Source organism: Mucilaginibacter aurantiaciroseus, assembly GCF_024055595.1.
Taxonomy (GTDB): Bacteria; Bacteroidota; Bacteroidia; order Sphingobacteriales; family Sphingobacteriaceae; genus Mucilaginibacter; species Mucilaginibacter aurantiaciroseus.
In genome coordinates this window covers 1,270,647-1,288,307 of sequence record NZ_JAMXOF010000001.1, presented here as the reverse complement: position 1 = coordinate 1,288,307, position 17,661 = coordinate 1,270,647, and the positions used below count along the sequence as shown (strand labels likewise).

Below are 17,661 nucleotides of genomic sequence, written 5' to 3'. Positions count from 1 at the left end.
CGGATTTTCTAATTGTTTGCATCTTTTAATTGGAAGTTAATAAAATATTATGCGTGCATAGCATTAGGCTTCGATCAAAATGCCTAATTTTACCGCAACCAATTATACACCATGAATAAAGTTGTGAGCGGCGCCGACGAGGCCATACGCGATATTGAAGACGGCAGTATGCTGATGCTTGGCGGTTTCGGCATGTGCGGCCTTCCCGAAAAATGCATCCTTGCCCTTGTTAAAAAGGGGGTTAAAAACCTTACCTGTATCTCTAACAATGCCGGGGTTGATGATTTTGGCATCGGCTTGTTGCTGCATCAGCACCAGGTTAAAAAAATGATCTCCTCATATGTAGGCGAAAACGCCGAATTTGAACGCCAGCTGCTAAGCGGCGAACTGGAAGTGGAACTCATCCCGCAGGGTACATTAGCTACCCGATGCATGGCGGCAGGTTATGGTATGCCCGCCATATTTACGCCAGCAGGCATCGGTACCGAAGTTGCTATTGGCAAAGAAGTACGGAATTTTAACGGTAAAGATTACCTGATGGAAATGGCCTTTGATGCCGATTTTGCCATTGTAAAAGCATGGAAAGGGGATAGGCTGGGTAACCTGGTTTACCGCTCAACCGCCCGTAATTTTAACCCGGTTATGGCTATGGCAGGCAAAGTAACCATTGCCGAAGTGGAAGAACTGGTAGAACCCGGCGAACTCGACCCGGATAACATCCATACCCCCGGCATCTACGTGCACCGCATTTTCCAGGGAGAGAATTATGAGAAAAGGATAGAACAAAGGACGGTAAGAAAGAAGCCCCTCTAAATCTCCCCGTTAGGGAGACTTTATTAAGAGATTTTATAAGCCCCCCTTTCGGGGAGGGCTGGTTGGGGCTAATTAATTTAAGATAAAAAACATGTTAGATAAAGAAGGAATCGCTAAAAGAATAGCTAAAGAAATAAAAGATGGTTACTACGTTAACCTGGGTATCGGCATCCCAACGCTGGTGGCTAACTATATTCCAGATGATGTGGACGTGATCCTGCAATCGGAGAACGGCTTGCTGGGTATGGGGCCGTTCCCGTTCGAGGGGGAGGAAGACCCGGATACCATTAACGCGGGCAAACAAACCATTACTAAACTGGCTGGCTCGGCGGTGTTCGATTCGGCCATGAGTTTTGGGATGATAAGGGCTAAAAAGGTTAATTTGACCATCCTCGGCGCTATGGAAGTATCCGAGAACGGCGATATAGCCAACTGGAAGATCCCGGGTAAAATGGTAAAAGGCATGGGCGGCGCTATGGACCTGGTGGCTTCCGCAGAAAACATTATTGTTGCCATGCAGCACGTAAACAAAGCCGGCGAATCTAAGCTGTTGCCCAATTGCACCCTGCCGCTAACCGGCATCAACTGCGTTAAAAAAATAGTAACCGAACTGGCCGTGCTTGATGTGTTACCCGAGGGAGGATTTAGACTATTAGAACGTGCCCCTGGCGTTACGGTTGAAGAAATTATAAAAGCTACAGCAGGCAAGTTAATTATTGATGGCGATGTGCCGGAGATGATTGTCTGAAGTCGAATTAAAGAATTTATTGAATTAAAAGAATGCCCGGAGAATTACAGTATTCTGTAAATTGTTCATTTCTATAAATTCTGGTTCATACAATTCCACTATATTTACCGCTATGAACCACCTGATAGCACCTTCTATATTATCTGCCGATTTTGCAAACCTGCAGCGCGATGTTGAAATGATCAATAACAGCGAGGCCGACTGGTTTCATGTGGATGTGATGGATGGGATGTTTGTGCCCAATATCTCCTTTGGTTTCCCGGTGGTAAAGGCCACCAAACAGCACGCCACCAAACCGCTGGATGTGCACCTGATGATTGTAGACCCAGACCGTTACTTAAAAGATTTTGCCGATGCAGGTGCCGACAGCATTACCGTACATTACGAGGCCTGCCCGCATTTGCACCGCACCGTGCAGGCCATAAAACAATTGGGCTGCAGGGCAGGGGTGGCCATAAACCCGGCTACGCCAACCGCTTTACTAAAGGATATTATTGCCGATCTTGACCTGGTTTTGGTGATGTCGGTAAATCCCGGCTTTGGCGGGCAAAAATTCATTGAGCATACCTACACCAAGGTTGCGGAAGTTAAAGCCATGTGCGCTTACACCAATCCAAACCTTTTTATAGAAGTTGATGGCGGGGTAGGGAACCAGAATATCGCGAAGCTAATCGAGGCCGGTGCAAACGTTTTTGTGGCAGGTAATTCGGTGTTCTCGGCAGCAGATCAGCCGAAGGCTATATCAATGCTAAAACATCCATAATTATCAATCTGATAATTTATTTCTCCTATTAAAACCTTTTTGTTATTTTAAAGTCCTTTTTTATAAAATTATAAAAAATAGTCTATAAAAGTTGTCGAATTTATTATCTTCGGCCTTCCTAAATATAAAGTTGATAATTAGTTATTAGTCAAATATATAGTTTAATCATTATTATGAAATACAATTTCGGTGCCGGCCCCGGCATACTACCTCACGAAGTTTTAAAACAGGCTGCAGAAGCAGTAATTGATTTTAACAGAACCGGTTTATCCCTGCTTGAGATTTCGCACCGTTCGCCCGAGTTTGAAGCCGTATTAGATGAGGCCGTTAGCCTGGTAAAAGAACTGTTCGGCGTGCCGGAGGGTTACTCTGTTTTATTTTTACAAGGTGGTGCAAGTACACAGTTTGCATTAGCCCCTTACAACCTTTTACCGGAGGGTGGCAAAGCCGCTTATCTGGAGAGTGGTGTGTGGGCAAACAAGGCTTTAAAAGAAGCGAAATTCTTTGGCGATGTTGAGGTTGTTGCCACTTCAAAAGAAAGCAACTTTACTTATATCCCTAAAGATTATACCATCCCTGCGGATGCGGCTTATTTCCACATAACCTCAAACAATACCATTTATGGTACGCAGATGCAGGAATTCCCTAAATCGCCAATTCCGTTGGTTTGCGATATGTCGTCAGATATATTCAGCCGCACGGTTAACGTTGCCGATTTTGGTTTGATATATGCGGGCGCGCAAAAAAACATGGGCCCGGCAGGTGTTACTTTGGTTATTGTTAAAGATGACCTATTAGGTAAAACCGGACGTAAAATACCGGCTATGCTTAACTACCAGGTACAGATAGAAGGTGGATCTATGTATAACACGCCTCCTTGTTTTGCTATTTACGTATCTATGCTTACCCTTAAATGGTTAAAAGCTAAAGGTGGTGTACCAGCTATCGAAGTTGAGAATAACGAGAAAGCAAAGGCATTGTACGCGGAAATTGACATCAACCCTTTATTTAAAGCTGTTGCTAAAGATGAAGACCGTTCACGCATGAACGTTTGCTTTGTTGCCGAAAACCCCGAGCACGAAAAACCATTCCTTAAACTTTGCGACGAAAAAGGCATTGTTGGCTTAAAAGGGCATAGGAGTGTAGGCGGTTTCCGCGCGTCAATTTACAATGCATTGCCATTAAGCAGCGTTAATGTGCTGATTGATACTATGCAGGAATTTGCTGAGAAAAATAAATAGGTTGGTTTATTGGTTCGCTGGTTCATTTGTTTATTAGTAACAAAACGCACCAATGAACTAATGAGCAAATAAACTAATGAACAAACAAAATCATGATCAAAATATTAGCTAACGACGGTATCGACCCAATAGGTAAAAAAATGTTGGAAGATGCCGGTTTTTTTGTAGAAACAAATAATATCCCGCAAGATGAGTTGCCTGTGCGTTTACAGGAGTTTGATGCCATAACCGTACGCAGTGCTACTAAAGTGCGCGCTGCTTTAATTGATGCCTGCCCTAACCTTAAGCTTATTGGCCGTGGTGGTGTTGGTGTTGATAATATAGATGTAGATTACGCTAAAAGCAAAGGCATCGGCGTGTATAACACACCTGCTTCATCATCATTATCTGTTGCTGAACTGGTATTTGCGCAACTGTTTACAGGCGTACGTTTCCTGCATGACAGTAACCGCAAAATGCAGGTTGATGGCGGTACCAAATTTAACGACCTTAAAAAAGCTTATGCTAAAGGTGTTGAGCTGCGTGGCAAAACATTAGGTATTGTAGGCTTTGGCCGCATTGGCCGCGAGGTTGCCAAAATAGCCATTGGTGTTGGTATGGATGTTATCGCTTATGATCTTTTCCCTTTTAACCCCGGGGTTGAAATTGTGTTAGGTAGCGGTGGTACAAAGGTTAACGTAAATGTTAAAACCTCTACCCTTGATGAGATTATTAAAACTGCTGATTTTATTACCCTGCACACACCTTTTATCGACAAAGCCTTAATTGGTGCCGAAGAATTAGCGCAGATGAAAAAAGGTGTTCAGCTGATCAACATCTCCCGTGGTGGGTTGATCGATGAACTTGCTTTGATAGAAGCCCTAAACAGCGGCCAGGTATCATACGCGGCATTAGATGTGTTTGATAACGAGCCAACCCCTCGTGCTGAGATCCTTTCTCATCCAAAAATTTCATTAACACCGCACATCGGCGCCGCCACAAACGAAGCCCAGGAGCGGATAGGTGTTGAACTGGCAAGTTTGATAATTGGCCACTTTAATAAGTAACATTGTCATCCTCAGCTTGTAGAAGGATTTAAAATGGAAGGCCCCTTGCGAATAGCAAGGGCCTTTTTTGTTTACACGTTTATGCCCTTGCGAGAAGCGTAGCGACGTGGCAATCTCAAAGGTCATGCGAATATGTTGAGATTGCCACGTTATCGCTCGCAATGAAATTTTTAAACAGGCTATAAAATTTCGGGGGTGAACAAGCGGTCGATATTCTTAAAGTTGACATTCCAGGTTGCCGAGTTTTTTGCAAGATAATCGGCTTTTGCTTTTTTATCCTAAGCGAAGCCGATAGTTGTATTCAATAAAAATATTACGGCAAGTAAAATTTTGCTTCTCATTTAAAATGGATATTTTTATGAAAGACAACCAACCTATTAAAAAGGTTGCATAGGTAGTTCATTATTTTATTAACAGGTTAAAGCTATCCTAAAATGAGAATAATAACACTACCCAAACCCAGCGATTATCCCGAATACGCCAACATGTATATGAAACTGATCCCAACGGACGGCTTGCTTTTAAAATATCTGCAAAACAACTTTTACCGGGTAAAGGAGCTTATTTATTCCCTGCCGGAGAGTACTTTGTTGCGCCGGTATGCACCGGGCAAATGGAGTATTAAAGAGGTGTTGGTGCATATTATCGATGATGAACGGATCTTCGCTTATCGTGCCCTGCGCTTTGCCCGTAACGAGCAGCAAAACCTGATAGGGTTCGATCAGGATAGCTACGCCAAATACTCGGGCGCCGATGCCCGAGACCTGGATAATATATTTGAAGAATATGAAGCAGTAAGGCGAGCCACCATCGCTTTATTCAACGGCCTGCCCGAAGAATCATTCGATAGGATGGGGCATGGCACCGGCACGGCTAATGATGCCACGGTGCGTGCACTGGCTTACCATATAGCGGGGCACGAAATGCACCATTACAATTTAATAAGGGCTAAGTATTTGACGTTATAGTTTATCTTTCAATATCAAGAATCTTTTCTTCTTTATTCATATCCAAAAGATCAGCCACAGTTAGGGTATCCTCTGTTATAGAATAGGCTTTATCTTTCAAATCGTTAATGCTTGTTGCCTTATCTGTTTGATAAGTATTGGCAAATAAAAATACACTATCACCCTTTACTCTATTTACTTTTGCTAAAGTGAACGCCTTATCCTTTAGCTTTATATGAATGATATCATCCTTTTTCAGTGAAGAGATCATTTGTGACACCATTTTAGCCGTTTGCCTTTCTGAAATATTAACTGCGATCGCAATTACAATAATCACACCTATGCCGGAAAATGTCCAAATAGGGATCTTGGTATCAGATTTAAAATTATCATAACTTAGTTTAAGGGCAGGTGTCATGTTTTTCAATGCCAAAACCTGTTGGCAATGGGTGCATTGCGATACGCCTGTTTTGCCTATCGGAAAAAAGGGAATCCAGAAAATATGCGCCCATTTCTGAAAAATGTGCATTTGCATACTATTAAGTGTTCTGCAATTTGGGCAAGGTTCTGCTATGTATTCTGTTTTAACAGCTTTAGATCTGGTGCCGTAGATGATCATGGTGTATTAATGTAATGGTTAAGTTTTCAGTTAAAATACTTAAAAATTAATACCTCAAAAACTCATTTTCCTTTTTTGAGATAGCCATAGATATCATACGATGAAAAAATTGCGCTACAACTCGTAAGAAACCGCTTTTTCCGGTATTGTTACCTTGTAACCATCTTCTTCTAAAGAATCAGCCATGGCCTGCATGCTGGTAGCCTCCCCGTGCACTAAATAAACGCCTTTAAGCTTGTTTGGGTCTTGCGACTTGATGTTGTTTACCAGATCTTCATGATCGCCGTGGGCGCTTAAAACATCGGTTTGTTTGATGGTGGCGTAAACGGATAGGTCGCGGTCTTTGATGTGGACGATAGGGTCGCCGCGTAATAAGCGGAAACCCAGCGTACCTTTGGCACAATAGCCTATAAAAAGGATAGTGCAGTAGTAGTTTTGAATGTTATAAAAAAGGTGATCCTGGATGCGGCCACCCTCCAGCATCCCTGCTGATGAAATAATGATGCACGGCTCGTAATAATTGGACACCTGGCGGCTGTCTTTAAGCGTTTCTACATAGGTGAGGTGTTCAAATTCAAACTCGTCGCCTTGCTTGTTGTAAAACTCCTTCGCTTCGGCATTAACCAAGTCGTGGTGCTTGCGGTAAAGGCTGGTTGCGCGGGCAGCCATGGGGCTATCCACAAAAACCTTTATAGGAGGGAGCAAACCCGCATTAAAGATCTTATTTAATGCAAATACCAGTGACTGCGTGCGGCCAATACTAAACGCGGGGATAATTAACCGCCCTTGTTCAACCACACAAACTTTCTCTATTGTTTCTATCAGCGTTTCCTGTACCGATTTGCCTTTGGTATGCATCCTGCCACCATAAGTGGATTCAGACACAATGTAATCCACAGGAGGCAGCGGATCAGGATCGTTTAATACCGGATAATTTTTACGGCCAATATCGCCGGTAAAGGCAATGGATTTTTCTTCTCCGTTATCATTTATCTTCAATATCGCCGCGGCAGCACCAAGTAAGTGCCCTGCCGGGATAAAAGTTAACTCGATATCGCCCGTTATGCGGAATGGCTTATTATAAGATATCGTAACAAAGCGCTCTACCGTATCCATTACATGCTTATGTAAGTATAATGGCTGCGGGCCGCCGCTACTATGTTTATGCTTGCGGCCACGGCTGCGGCCTTTTTGCGCCTTAGCTAAAAATATATTTACCGAATCTAACAACAGCAGTTCGGTCAGGTCAGCAGTGGGAGGAGTGCACAAGATTTGCCCGTTAAAACCAAGGCGTACTAAAGTAGGCAGGTTACCAGAGTGGTCGATGTGTGCATGGGTAAGGATCACCACGTCGATTTCTTCGGGGCGGAAACCAAAATCTTCATTCACCATTACATTATGGTTTTTCTCGTAATCCAGCCCGCAATCTATAAGAATCTTATATTGACCCACTTGCAGCAGGTGCATGCTGCCGGTAACCTGGCGGGCAGCGCCGTGTATAGTTAATTTCATTTATGTAGTTCGCAAGCCGTTAACAAGGGTGTTGGCCTAATGCAATAATAGCGATTTAATGTCGGTTTTGGGACGGAAAAAAGTGGTAAAAGAGGTGTCCCATTCCGTCCCGTTCATAAACGAGTGGGACACCTATTGTTAAAATTATAAAATATTAATAAACAATTAGTTATATAGTGCTATCTAAATTTTTTATTGATATAAATTATAATATTTAAAAAGTGCAATATCCTTATTAACAATTAATTAAATATACATCCCGCATTCTGTAATAAATAGTGGGACACCCGGTAAATTAACTCTGTGCGGTTTCGAATTGTAGCTGGCTAAGGTAACGGTACAATCCCTGTTCGTTTGCTATCAGTTCCTGGTGGTTACCGGTTTCAATGATGTTACCTTTCTCCAGTACGATGATCTTATCTGCCTCGCGGATGGTTGATAAACGGTGGGCTATGATGATGGATGTGCGGCCTTTCATCAGTACTTCCAAAGCCTCCTGTACCAAACGTTCAGATTCCGAATCAAGGGAAGAGGTAGCCTCATCCAATATCAATATAGCAGGGTTTTTAAGCAGCGCACGTGCAATAGCGATCCGCTGACGCTGGCCTCCTGATAACTTTACACCACGTTCACCAACAATAGTATCATAACCTTCGGGGAAAGAACTGATGAATTGATCTGCATTGGCCTTTTTAGCTGCCGCGATGATCTCGTCTTTATCTGAACCCAGTTTACCGTAGGCGATGTTCTCTAAAATAGTGCCGCCAAACAGCAATACATCCTGAGGAACAATAGCTATCTGATTGCGGATGTCGGTTAAAGCATATTCATCGACATCCAATCCGTCGAAATAAATGCTCCCGCTCTGCGGATGGTAAAATTGCAGGATAAGCGCTGCCATGGTAGATTTACCCGACCCGCTTGGCCCAACGATGGCCACTTTTTGACCTGCATTCGCTGTAAATGAAATATCTTTTAATACAGTTAACTCCGAACGCGACGGATATGCAAACACGACATTGTTAAACGCCATGTTACCGCTAATTTTTTGCTTAATAACGTTATCCTCTGCATTGATAGATACATCTTCGCCCTTTTCATCAAGGATCTCTAAAACACGTTCGCTGGCACCAACAGCTTTTTGCAGGTTAGCGTAAAGCTCCGGGAAACTACCCATAGCAGCGCCTACAAAAATGGAATATAATATAAAGGTTGTTAAGCTACCAACCGAAAGCTCATGCTGGTGAACCAATATGGAACCGTACCAAATTACGCCCACAATGGATCCGAATAAACAGAATACGATGAAAGATGCAAAAATCCCGCGGAAAACAGCGCCCTTCACAGCTATTTTAACCACCTCACGCAGGTTCTTATTGTAGCGGCCGGCTTCAAAGGCTTCGTTCACAAACGCCTTTACATTAGCTATACCTTGTAGTGTTTCTTCGATAATTGTATTTGATTCTGCCAGTTTATCTTGTGCCTGCCTTGACAAGTTACGGATGAATTTACCGAAGAATACTGCAACTACAACCAATACCGGCAGCATCAGTAATAAAGCTAACGTTAGTTTAAATGATACGATGGTAAGCAGGGTAATACCGCCAACCAATAAAACCAGTTGCCTTATCATTTCTGCAAAGGTAGTGGTCATGGTATCCTGTATCTGCGATAGATCGGCAGAGATGCGGCTATTTAGTTCGCCAACCCTGCGGTTAGCGAAAAAATTCATAGGTAGGGTAATCAGCCTAAAATAGGTATCGCGGCGGATATCGGCAAGTGCCTTCTCGGCAACCTGCACAAACCAAACCACCCTAAAAAATGATATAAAGGCTTGTATAAATAGTATCCCAAAGGCCAATAGCCCAATGGCATTTATGGTAGGTGGTAAAAAAGCGTATTTTTGTTTGCCTTGCGCGGCATCTATCAATGCACCTAACAGCGAAGGGAATGCCAAGCCGGTTAAACTCGACAGGAATAAAAAGACCATACCGGCTATGAATTTGCTTTTGTATGGTTTTATGTAGGATATTAGTTTGCTGATGCGCCTAACGCTATCCAGGTTTAATTTTGCTTTGGGTAATTCTGCTTCTGCTTTGCTGCCACTGTTCAGTCTGCCTCGTGCCATTTATATTTTTGGGTTATCAACCTGTAAAACTAAGTGTTTAAAGTTTGTATTTAATGCCGGTGTGTAAAATTGACGTTAGGATGAGTGGAATTTACATTTTTAGATTTTTTGCGTGCACGTTATTTTACTTAATGTAAAATATTTTTTTTGCGTTTTAGATAATATTGACCCGCTTAATTATAAATTACCCTATGTATGTTGCATTTGTTTAACACCAAACGTTATTATTATGAACATAAAGCCATTTCCAAAGTCAGTAAGTGACTTTTTGCTAATCGGAATGCTCATCGTTTCTTTTATGTTGCTGCTTTCGCAGCATATAAAATTGCCAAAATTTGTAAGAAATTCGTAAACAGGGGTGGGTATTGGTATGGAAATAATTGGGTTAACCAGGCTAATCACTTTCAGGCAAAAAGTATGCGGTGCTACTGAAAATCAATAATTACGCTATCGCCAAGGTTTAGGCCTAACAAACCGCTGGCATTGCCTTTATTTATGGCAATTTCGAGGTGGTCGCTAATACCGAAAAGACAAAGTTTTTCGCCTTCGGGCACTTCATTGTAGTGCCAGCTCAACTGACTTATGGTTTCGTTACGTTTAAAGTAGAGCACAAAACGGCGGCCTTGCTGCACGCGGTTAAAAAACTCTTTGGTAACGTTGGTTATCACGTTCTGGAACGAATCGATATAGATTACCGCGCCCTTGATCAGGTTCTTTTCGATAACAGGTTGCAGGGTCATTTTATTTTCTACGCTGGTAACCGGCAGGCCAATTTCGGCAAGGGTACCGCCGTTGGCTAAATGGCATGCAGCCTTCACAAAAATATCCGCCAGCGGGAAATGCAGGAACTTCAGATCCTGGATAATATTTATTTCCACAACTTCATCCGGCTCCATGTTAAACATTAACGAAAATATGCCATTATCGGCCCCAACAAAGTAGTGATTTTTGTAACGTACGGCAAGGTAGCGGGTTTGCGTATTGTACACAGTATCAATACCTATTAGATGTACGGTATTGTCTGGGAAATAGTAAAAACTATTTTTTAAAATAAAGGCGGCCTGCTGCACATTAAAGGCGGCAACATTGTTAGTAATATCTACAATATTTACTGTTGGGAGCAATTTATAAATACTACCTTTAAGGGCAGCCTGATAAATATCTTTATCCCCCAAATCAGTAGTTAAAGTTATAATTGCCATTAATTTTGTAAATATTTATTGCTAATCTTGTAGAGTATTAAAGGTGCAAATATTCAATTTTTAATTCATAAAAATTCGTAAACTGTCAAAAATCAATTCCTATTGAACGAGCTAAAGTTAACAATTGAGCAGATAAACCCCGCCGTATTATGGGGCCCGAATAACGACCATTTCGAGATCATAAAAAAGCAATTCCCTAAGCTTAAAATAGTTGCGCGTGGCAGCGATGTTAAAGTTTTGGGTGATGAACACGAACTAAGCGTTTTCCAAGAGAAGTTTGACCACCTGGTACAGCATGTAGAAAAATTTGAGGGACTTACCGTAATTGATGTGGAGCGCATATTGGGAAGCAAGCCTACAGCCAAACCCGCAGCAGCCGGCGAAAGCACTCCCGACAAATTTGCAAGCGGCGAAGTACTGGTTTTTGGCCCCAATGGTATTATGGTAAGGGCGCGCACGCCAAACCAACACCGCATGGTGGATAGCCTTGCCAAAAACGACATCCTTTTTGCTATAGGCCCTGCCGGTACGGGTAAAACCTATACCGCGGTTGCACTGGCAGTAAGGGCATTAAAAAACAAAGAGATCAAACGTATCATCCTTACCCGCCCCGCAGTTGAGGCAGGGGAGAACCTGGGTTTTTTGCCCGGCGATCTAAAGGAAAAGATCGACCCATATTTGCGCCCCTTGTATGATGCGCTTGATGATATGATCCCGGCCGAGAAGTTGAAGCTTTACCTGGAGAACCGCACCATCGAGATCGCCCCGCTGGCATTTATGCGCGGCCGTACACTTGATAATTGTTTTGTTATTTTGGATGAGGCGCAGAATGCTACAGACATGCAGCTAAAAATGTTTCTGACACGTATGGGTCCATCAGCCAAATTCATCGTAACGGGTGACGTAACACAAATTGATTTACCAAAGAAACAGCAATCGGGCTTATATACGGCCCTGCGCATATTAACTGACATAAGTGGTATCGAAATTGTTTACCTGAGCGGAGAAGATGTTGTACGCCACAAACTGGTAAAACGCATTTTGGAAGCTTACGGGGATATACAATAGTTGATTTGAAATAATAGATGTGAGATTTGAAATAGAAAATCACATCTGTAAATAAGAATTTGATGTGGATTTGGATAAGGGGTTCTGTCTCATATCTCATATCTCACATCTCACATCTAATCCACACATGGACGCAATAAAAGAAACACATTTTAATTTTGACGGACAAACCAATTATTATAAAGGTAAGGTTCGCGATGTTTATACAATAAAGGATAAATACCTGGCCATGGTGGTTACCGATCGCATCTCCGCGTTCGACGTGGTACTGCCCGAGGCTATACCTTATAAGGGGCAGGTACTAAACCAGATAGCCGCCAAGTTTTTACAGGCAACTTCAGATATAGTTCCTAACTGGGTTATCAACGTGCCTGACCCATCTGTTACCATAGGCCGTATTTGCGAGCCTTTTAAGGTAGAGATGGTGATTCGAGGGTATCTTGCTGGGCATGCCGCACGCGAGTACGCAGCAGGTCGAAAAGAGGTTTGTGGCGTTGCCCTTGCCGATGGTTTAAAGGAGAACGATAAATTACCTGTGCCCATCATTACCCCATCTACAAAAGCATCGGTAGGCCATGACGAGGATATCTCTCGTGAAGAGATCCTGAAACAAGGTATTGTAGACGAAGCTGATTATATTCAGTTAGAAAATTATACGCGCCAACTATTTCGTCGCGGTACCGAGATCGCTGCTAAGCAAGGGCTGATCTTGGTTGATACCAAGTACGAATTTGGCAAGGTAGGAGACACTATTTACCTGATAGATGAAATCCACACACCTGATTCGTCAAGGTACTTCTACAGTGAGGGATATGCTGAAAGGCAGGAGAGCGGCGAAGCTCAAAAACAACTTTCAAAAGAGTTTGTAAGAAAGTGGCTTATTGATAATGGTTTCCAAGGCAAGGACGGGCAAACAGTGCCTGTGATGACCCCGGAAATCGTAAGTTCGATATCTGAACGTTACATTGAACTATATGAACAAATTACCGGCGAAACCTTTGTTAAACCGGAGATCGCAGATGTGGTTAAACGGGTAGAAAACGCGATTAATAGAGCATTAGCCTATATGTAAGTTCTTTATTAAAAGATAAATTAATTATATCTTAGCTTTTTAATTATTACAAAATGAAATTTACGGTTGACAAGCACGAGAAGTATATTCTTATTAAGCTTAACGAATCAAAATTAAATTCTTTGATCACACCACAGCTAAAATCCGAGTTGATACTGATCAATACCGAAGGACAAAGGAATATCATCCTTGATCTTTCGCAGGTTAAATTTGCAGATTCATCGGGCTTAAGCAGTTTGTTGGTGGGGCATCGCTTATGTAAAAACCTAATCGGTTCATTCATCCTTTGCGGGCTCAATGAGGCAGTTTCACGCTTAATAACCATCTCACAATTAGATAATGTTCTTTCTATAGTACCTACCTGCGAAGAAGGCATCGACCTTATCTTCATGGAAGAAATAGAAAAAGAACTGAAAAGAGAAATTAGATAATAACCTGTCCTCCCGGTATGAAATTTGAAGTCACAATACTGGGAAGCAGCTCTGCAACCCCCATTTTTAACCGGAACCCTACAGCACAGGTACTTAACATAAATGAAAAGCTTTATTTGGTTGACTGTGCCGAAGGTACCCAGCAGCAAATGCTGCGTTTTGATGTTAAAGCAAGCCGCATAGATTACATTTTTATTAGTCATCTACACGGCGACCATTACCTTGGCCTGGTTGGCCTTCTCTCGTCCATGCACCTTAACGGTCGTAAAAAAGAACTTAGGTTATTTTGCCCCGCGCCTTTAAAAGAGATCATCGATCTACAATTAAAGTATTCTGAAACAACACTGCATTATCCTATTGAGTACGTATTTACCGATGCTACACAAAAAGGTATCATATTAGAGAACCAAGATGTTTTTGTAGAGACTATTCCGCTCAATCATCGGATCCCTTGTACGGGTTTTTTGTTCCGCCAGAAGAAGCGTTTGCGTAAATTGATCAAAGAGAAGATCGAAAATCTTGATGTGCCGGTATCTGAGTATAGTTATCTGAAAAAAGGCGGTGATTACAGAGCACCGAACGGAATAATCTACAAAAACGAAACACTTACAACTTCGCCACAAGAGCCTAAATCATACGCCTACGTATCTGATACATTATATACCGAAAAATACCTGCAACAGATAAACTCGGCCACATTGCTGTACCACGAGGCTACATTTTTACATGACATGCTGGATAGGGCCAACCAAACGCACCACACAACCGCGTTACAGGCAGGGGAGGTAGCAGTAAGGGTTAATGCTGAAAAGCTGGTTATAGGCCATTTCTCGGCCCGCTACAAAACACTTAACGAATTGCTTGACGAAGCCCAAAGCGTTTTCCCCAACACAGAACTTGCTGTAGAGGGAAAAACGTTTGTTATAAGTGAATAATTAATTACTTAAGAAAGCAATTGAGCTTCAGCAAGCTTCGTACCTTCGATACGTACTTTGATCTTCGCAAAAGCGGTTTCACGTGTGGTAGACACATCGTCGCAGAACGGAGAAAATCCGCAATCATCTGTTGTGCCCAACTGGCTTAACGGTATATATTCCGCGGCTTCAATAATCCTGTCTTTTACTTGTTCACTGGTTTCAACTACCGGGTTCAGCACATCAATTACACCCACGAAAACAGTTTGGTTAGGTTTAAGATATTGTTTGATGATCTTCAAAACCTTAACCCTGTCCGGTTCGCTTGCCAATTGCAAATAAAAGCTGCCAACATTTAAATCAAATAAAGAGGGTAAAAAATCCGCGTAATCAATATCGGCGCTATGTGTCGAATCATGATCGCCACCCGGGCATACATGTACCCCAAGCTTTTGTTGATCTTGTTGACTAAAGCGATCAAATACCTGATTATTAACAGCTATAAAATGCTTTAAAACACCGCCTGAAGGGTCAAGCTTTAACGACAAGCGTCCTTCAGTAAAATCCATTTGTACTTTGTAAGCACCCTTCTCCAAACATAAGCGGATGTCTTTCTCACATTCGTTTAGCAGGTCATCTATAAACTCGGCCTGGGTATAACCCTCTATGCCATCTTGAGGATAGATCAAACTAAGGGCTGACGCCGAAATGATGGCTTGCTTTACGGGCAACTGTGTTTGTTGCTGCGCAGCGTTAAGATATTCTACAGCATACTTGCCGTACTTGAACGGGCCGCTGCTTAACAATGGCAGTTGCCTGTGATGCCCATCTTTAAAATCTATCCTCATCCCTTCGGGGGATAAATTTGTAAGCCCTTCAAGAGGGTAGGTGGCAAAGCTCGATTTGGTTTGTTCGCCATCGCTAATAACGGGCGAGCCGGTATCTTCAAGGGCTTTTATAGTTTCTTTTATAGCTTTGTCGTATAGTTTTTGTAAATCGGCCCTGTTAGTATTTGGCGAAATAATAGCAGCTATTAATTCAGGAGATCTTGGAATGCTCCCTATTGGTTCTGAAAGAATTTTCATTTTGATAATTGGATTTTAGGTGATCGTTAAAACAAAACTGGTTTCAGAACGGAAGGTAGATTGTGAGATTTCATCCGAAACAGAAACACCGGTTTTAATTTCCTAAGATAATTAAAATCGGCGTTCGCACTAATTTTATTTAAAGCTATCCTAAAAACTTAGTCCCCCTTTTTACCAAATACAGAGAAGTGTATGTAACGGCTTGGGTGTGCTTTAATATCAATAAACAAGTTGTTAAGGTTACCCGATGCTGTGTTTAAGTTATCGTACATCTTAGTATCGTTCATCAGTAAACCTAATGATCCCTGTCCGCTGTTTATTTTATCGATAGTGGTTTGCAGGCCACCCATGGCCTTGTTAGCATTGTCTAAAGTCCCTTTAATATTAGATTTAGCCAAATCGGTGCTAAACTTTTCAAAGTTGGCAGATATACCGTTTAGGTTACCTGTGCTGGTTTTTAAATTACTTGATGCAGCATCGGCGTTAGCCATAATACTGTTGATATGTGTGCTTTGCGCTCCTACAATGGCATCTATCTTTTTGGTAGTGCTTTCTAAAGTTTGCAGTGAATTGGCAATGCTTGCAAAACTCCTGTCTACATTGGCTTGGAAACGTGGGTTCATTATTTTATTGATCGAACTCAGGGCCGAATCTACTTTGGTTATTAAAACCTCGGCCTTTTTCTGGATAGGCTGTAAGCTTTCAGCAAGGCTGCCTTGTATATCGGCACGCAGTGTATCCTGGTCTTGCGCATATTTCATGCTGGCGCCCAGTTGAAAAACAATAGCTTTACCACCCAAAAGGTCTGTGCTTTCTAATTTAGCCAGGGTATTATCGGGTACGTTGTATTGTTTGTCTACTTTAAATTCAACAATGGTGCGGCCATCTCCTTGTAATGCCATTTTAGATACACGGCCAATTTGGAAACCGTTTACCAGTACCGGTTTTGAGATGGTTAATCCCTCTACACTGCGGTAAATGGCATAAAATTTATTGGCCGATGAGAAAACATCATTTCCGCGGAGAAAGCTGTATCCCAATATTAACACGGTGATGGCAACAGCTGTAAGTGCCCCAATTTTTGTTTCGTTAGATATTTTCATAAAGGTGTGTAGATGTATGTATATTTTCTTTGTTTTAGTTTGCTGTAACTTGTTCCATTTGCACTTTATACTTATTAATTGCCCGTACTATCGAATTAACTATCTCTGTTTGCCCTTCTTCGGAGTTTAAATACTCTTCATCTTCGGGGTTATTAATGTAGCCTGTTTCAAACAGTACAGACGGCATTGCACTGTGGCAAAGCACGTATAGGCCCTGTTCGCGCAACCCTTCGCTTCGTCTTCCGTTTGTCCCAACAATCTCATCATTAATTAAGTTTGCAATTTTTATACTTTGTTTACGAAATTTACGCATATAGGCATCGGTAAGTATAACAACTATAGGGTCGTTAGGGTCTAAAGCGCCACCTTCAATGCCAGATTCATCTTCAACTTGGTTATTTTTAATTGCATTTTGTTCTTCACGCGACCGATGCAAACCGTAAACCAACATTAAAACCCCTTTACCGGAACGATCTGGCACCCGTACCGACTTATAAACTGCCTTACCACGCTTTGTACTCACACGCTCACGAACCACCCTGTCTGACAAGGAATTACAGTGAATGGAAATAAATAAATTCCCCTTGTTTTGATTGGCTATTTCGGCACGCCTTTCAAAGGAAACATCCTCTTGGGTTGTGCGGGTTAAAACGGCTTTTACACCCTCAACATCTTTTTCAATTGCCTTCTGCAATTTTAGTGCGATGGCAAGCGTTACATTCCTTTCGTTAGAAAAAGAGCCGCCTGCACCGGGCGAGTAATGGCCGGGTGCAGGATTGGTTGGCTTTACACCATGGCCTGCATCAATGATAACTGTTTTAAGTTTAAAACTGTTTACAACGGTGTCTTTTTTTACGAGATATGTTGGAGTGAACGAAAATAATGAGAAGCAAGTTAATATCGTGGCAAAGCCACAAATCGTTCTTTTCAACCTGTTCAATATTTTATTTTTCATTAGCTTTGAACGCT

At 42.1% G+C, this 17,661-nt stretch carries 17 protein-coding genes; 10 read left to right on the top strand and 7 right to left on the bottom strand.

The window, feature by feature from the left end; all coding sequences use genetic code 11:
• The first annotated feature begins 111 nt into the window (after positions 1–111).
• The 6 genes from NAF17_RS06005 to NAF17_RS05980 all read left to right on the top strand — a co-directional run bounded on the left by NAF17_RS06005 (position 112) and on the right by NAF17_RS05980 (position 5,579).
• The gene (locus tag NAF17_RS06005; protein WP_252757069.1) at positions 112–813 is read left to right on the top strand and encodes a CoA transferase subunit A; all 702 of its coding nucleotides are present in this window, start codon (positions 112–114) and stop codon (positions 811–813) included.
• A gap of 91 nt (positions 814–904) precedes the next feature.
• Complete coding sequence (locus NAF17_RS06000) at positions 905–1,561, top strand: 3-oxoacid CoA-transferase subunit B (RefSeq protein ID WP_252757068.1); 657 nt, start codon at positions 905–907, stop codon at positions 1,559–1,561.
• 112 nt (positions 1,562–1,673) lie between these two features.
• On the top strand, positions 1,674–2,324 hold the full coding sequence (gene rpe, locus NAF17_RS05995) for a ribulose-phosphate 3-epimerase (RefSeq protein WP_252757067.1): 651 nt from the start codon (positions 1,674–1,676) through the stop codon (positions 2,322–2,324).
• Positions 2,325–2,497: 173 nt separating this feature from the next.
• On the top strand, positions 2,498–3,565 hold the full coding sequence (gene serC / locus NAF17_RS05990; RefSeq protein WP_252757066.1) for a 3-phosphoserine/phosphohydroxythreonine transaminase: 1,068 nt from the start codon (positions 2,498–2,500) through the stop codon (positions 3,563–3,565).
• A gap of 92 nt (positions 3,566–3,657) precedes the next feature.
• A complete protein-coding gene (locus NAF17_RS05985; RefSeq protein ID WP_252757065.1) occupies positions 3,658–4,611 on the top strand; it encodes a D-2-hydroxyacid dehydrogenase in 954 nt (317 codons plus the stop codon).
• A gap of 434 nt (positions 4,612–5,045) precedes the next feature.
• Positions 5,046–5,579, top strand: coding sequence for a DinB family protein (locus tag NAF17_RS05980; protein ID WP_252757064.1), 534 nt, complete (start codon positions 5,046–5,048; stop codon positions 5,577–5,579).
• 1 nt (position 5,580) lies between these two features.
• Here NAF17_RS05980 and NAF17_RS05975 read toward each other — a convergent pair whose 3' ends face one another.
• The 4 genes from NAF17_RS05975 to NAF17_RS05960 all read right to left on the bottom strand — a co-directional run bounded on the left by NAF17_RS05975 (position 5,581) and on the right by NAF17_RS05960 (position 11,019).
• Positions 5,581–6,177 (bottom strand): hypothetical protein, encoded by a 597-nt coding sequence (locus tag NAF17_RS05975; RefSeq protein ID WP_252757063.1) that lies wholly within the window; start codon positions 6,175–6,177, stop codon positions 5,581–5,583.
• A gap of 114 nt (positions 6,178–6,291) precedes the next feature.
• Positions 6,292–7,689, bottom strand: coding sequence for an MBL fold metallo-hydrolase (locus NAF17_RS05970; RefSeq protein ID WP_252757062.1), 1,398 nt, complete (start codon positions 7,687–7,689; stop codon positions 6,292–6,294).
• A gap of 295 nt (positions 7,690–7,984) precedes the next feature.
• Positions 7,985–9,817: an ABC transporter ATP-binding protein gene (locus NAF17_RS05965; protein WP_252757061.1), complete on the bottom strand. Its 1,833-nt coding sequence runs from the start codon at positions 9,815–9,817 to the stop codon at positions 7,985–7,987.
• A gap of 425 nt (positions 9,818–10,242) precedes the next feature.
• The gene (locus NAF17_RS05960) at positions 10,243–11,019 is read right to left on the bottom strand and encodes an SAM hydrolase/SAM-dependent halogenase family protein (RefSeq protein ID WP_252757060.1); all 777 of its coding nucleotides are present in this window, start codon (positions 11,017–11,019) and stop codon (positions 10,243–10,245) included.
• Between the two features lie 102 nt (positions 11,020–11,121).
• Here NAF17_RS05960 and NAF17_RS05955 point away from each other — a divergent pair, with 102 nt between their 5' ends.
• The 4 genes from NAF17_RS05955 to NAF17_RS05940 all read left to right on the top strand — a co-directional run bounded on the left by NAF17_RS05955 (position 11,122) and on the right by NAF17_RS05940 (position 14,525).
• A complete protein-coding gene (locus NAF17_RS05955; RefSeq protein WP_252757059.1) occupies positions 11,122–12,087 on the top strand; it encodes a PhoH family protein in 966 nt (321 codons plus the stop codon).
• Between the two features lie 127 nt (positions 12,088–12,214).
• A complete protein-coding gene (locus NAF17_RS05950; protein WP_252757058.1) occupies positions 12,215–13,159 on the top strand; it encodes a phosphoribosylaminoimidazolesuccinocarboxamide synthase in 945 nt (314 codons plus the stop codon).
• A 53-nt stretch (positions 13,160–13,212) separates the two neighbouring features.
• Positions 13,213–13,590: an STAS domain-containing protein gene (locus NAF17_RS05945; protein WP_252757057.1), complete on the top strand. Its 378-nt coding sequence runs from the start codon at positions 13,213–13,215 to the stop codon at positions 13,588–13,590.
• A 17-nt stretch (positions 13,591–13,607) separates the two neighbouring features.
• A complete protein-coding gene (locus tag NAF17_RS05940; protein WP_252757056.1) occupies positions 13,608–14,525 on the top strand; it encodes a ribonuclease Z in 918 nt (305 codons plus the stop codon).
• 8 nt (positions 14,526–14,533) lie between these two features.
• Here the strand turns inward: NAF17_RS05940 and NAF17_RS05935 are convergent, their stop codons facing one another.
• The 3 genes from NAF17_RS05935 to NAF17_RS05925 all read right to left on the bottom strand — a co-directional run bounded on the left by NAF17_RS05935 (position 14,534) and on the right by NAF17_RS05925 (position 17,647).
• On the bottom strand, positions 14,534–15,589 hold the full coding sequence (locus NAF17_RS05935) for a cobalamin-independent methionine synthase II family protein (RefSeq protein WP_252757055.1): 1,056 nt from the start codon (positions 15,587–15,589) through the stop codon (positions 14,534–14,536).
• 158 nt (positions 15,590–15,747) lie between these two features.
• The gene (locus NAF17_RS05930) at positions 15,748–16,692 is read right to left on the bottom strand and encodes an MlaD family protein (protein ID WP_252757054.1); all 945 of its coding nucleotides are present in this window, start codon (positions 16,690–16,692) and stop codon (positions 15,748–15,750) included.
• Positions 16,693–16,726: 34 nt separating this feature from the next.
• Entirely contained in the window at positions 16,727–17,647 is a 921-nt protein-coding gene (locus tag NAF17_RS05925) for an N-acetylmuramoyl-L-alanine amidase family protein (protein ID WP_252757053.1), read from the bottom strand.
• Between the last annotated feature and the right edge of the window lie 14 nt (positions 17,648–17,661).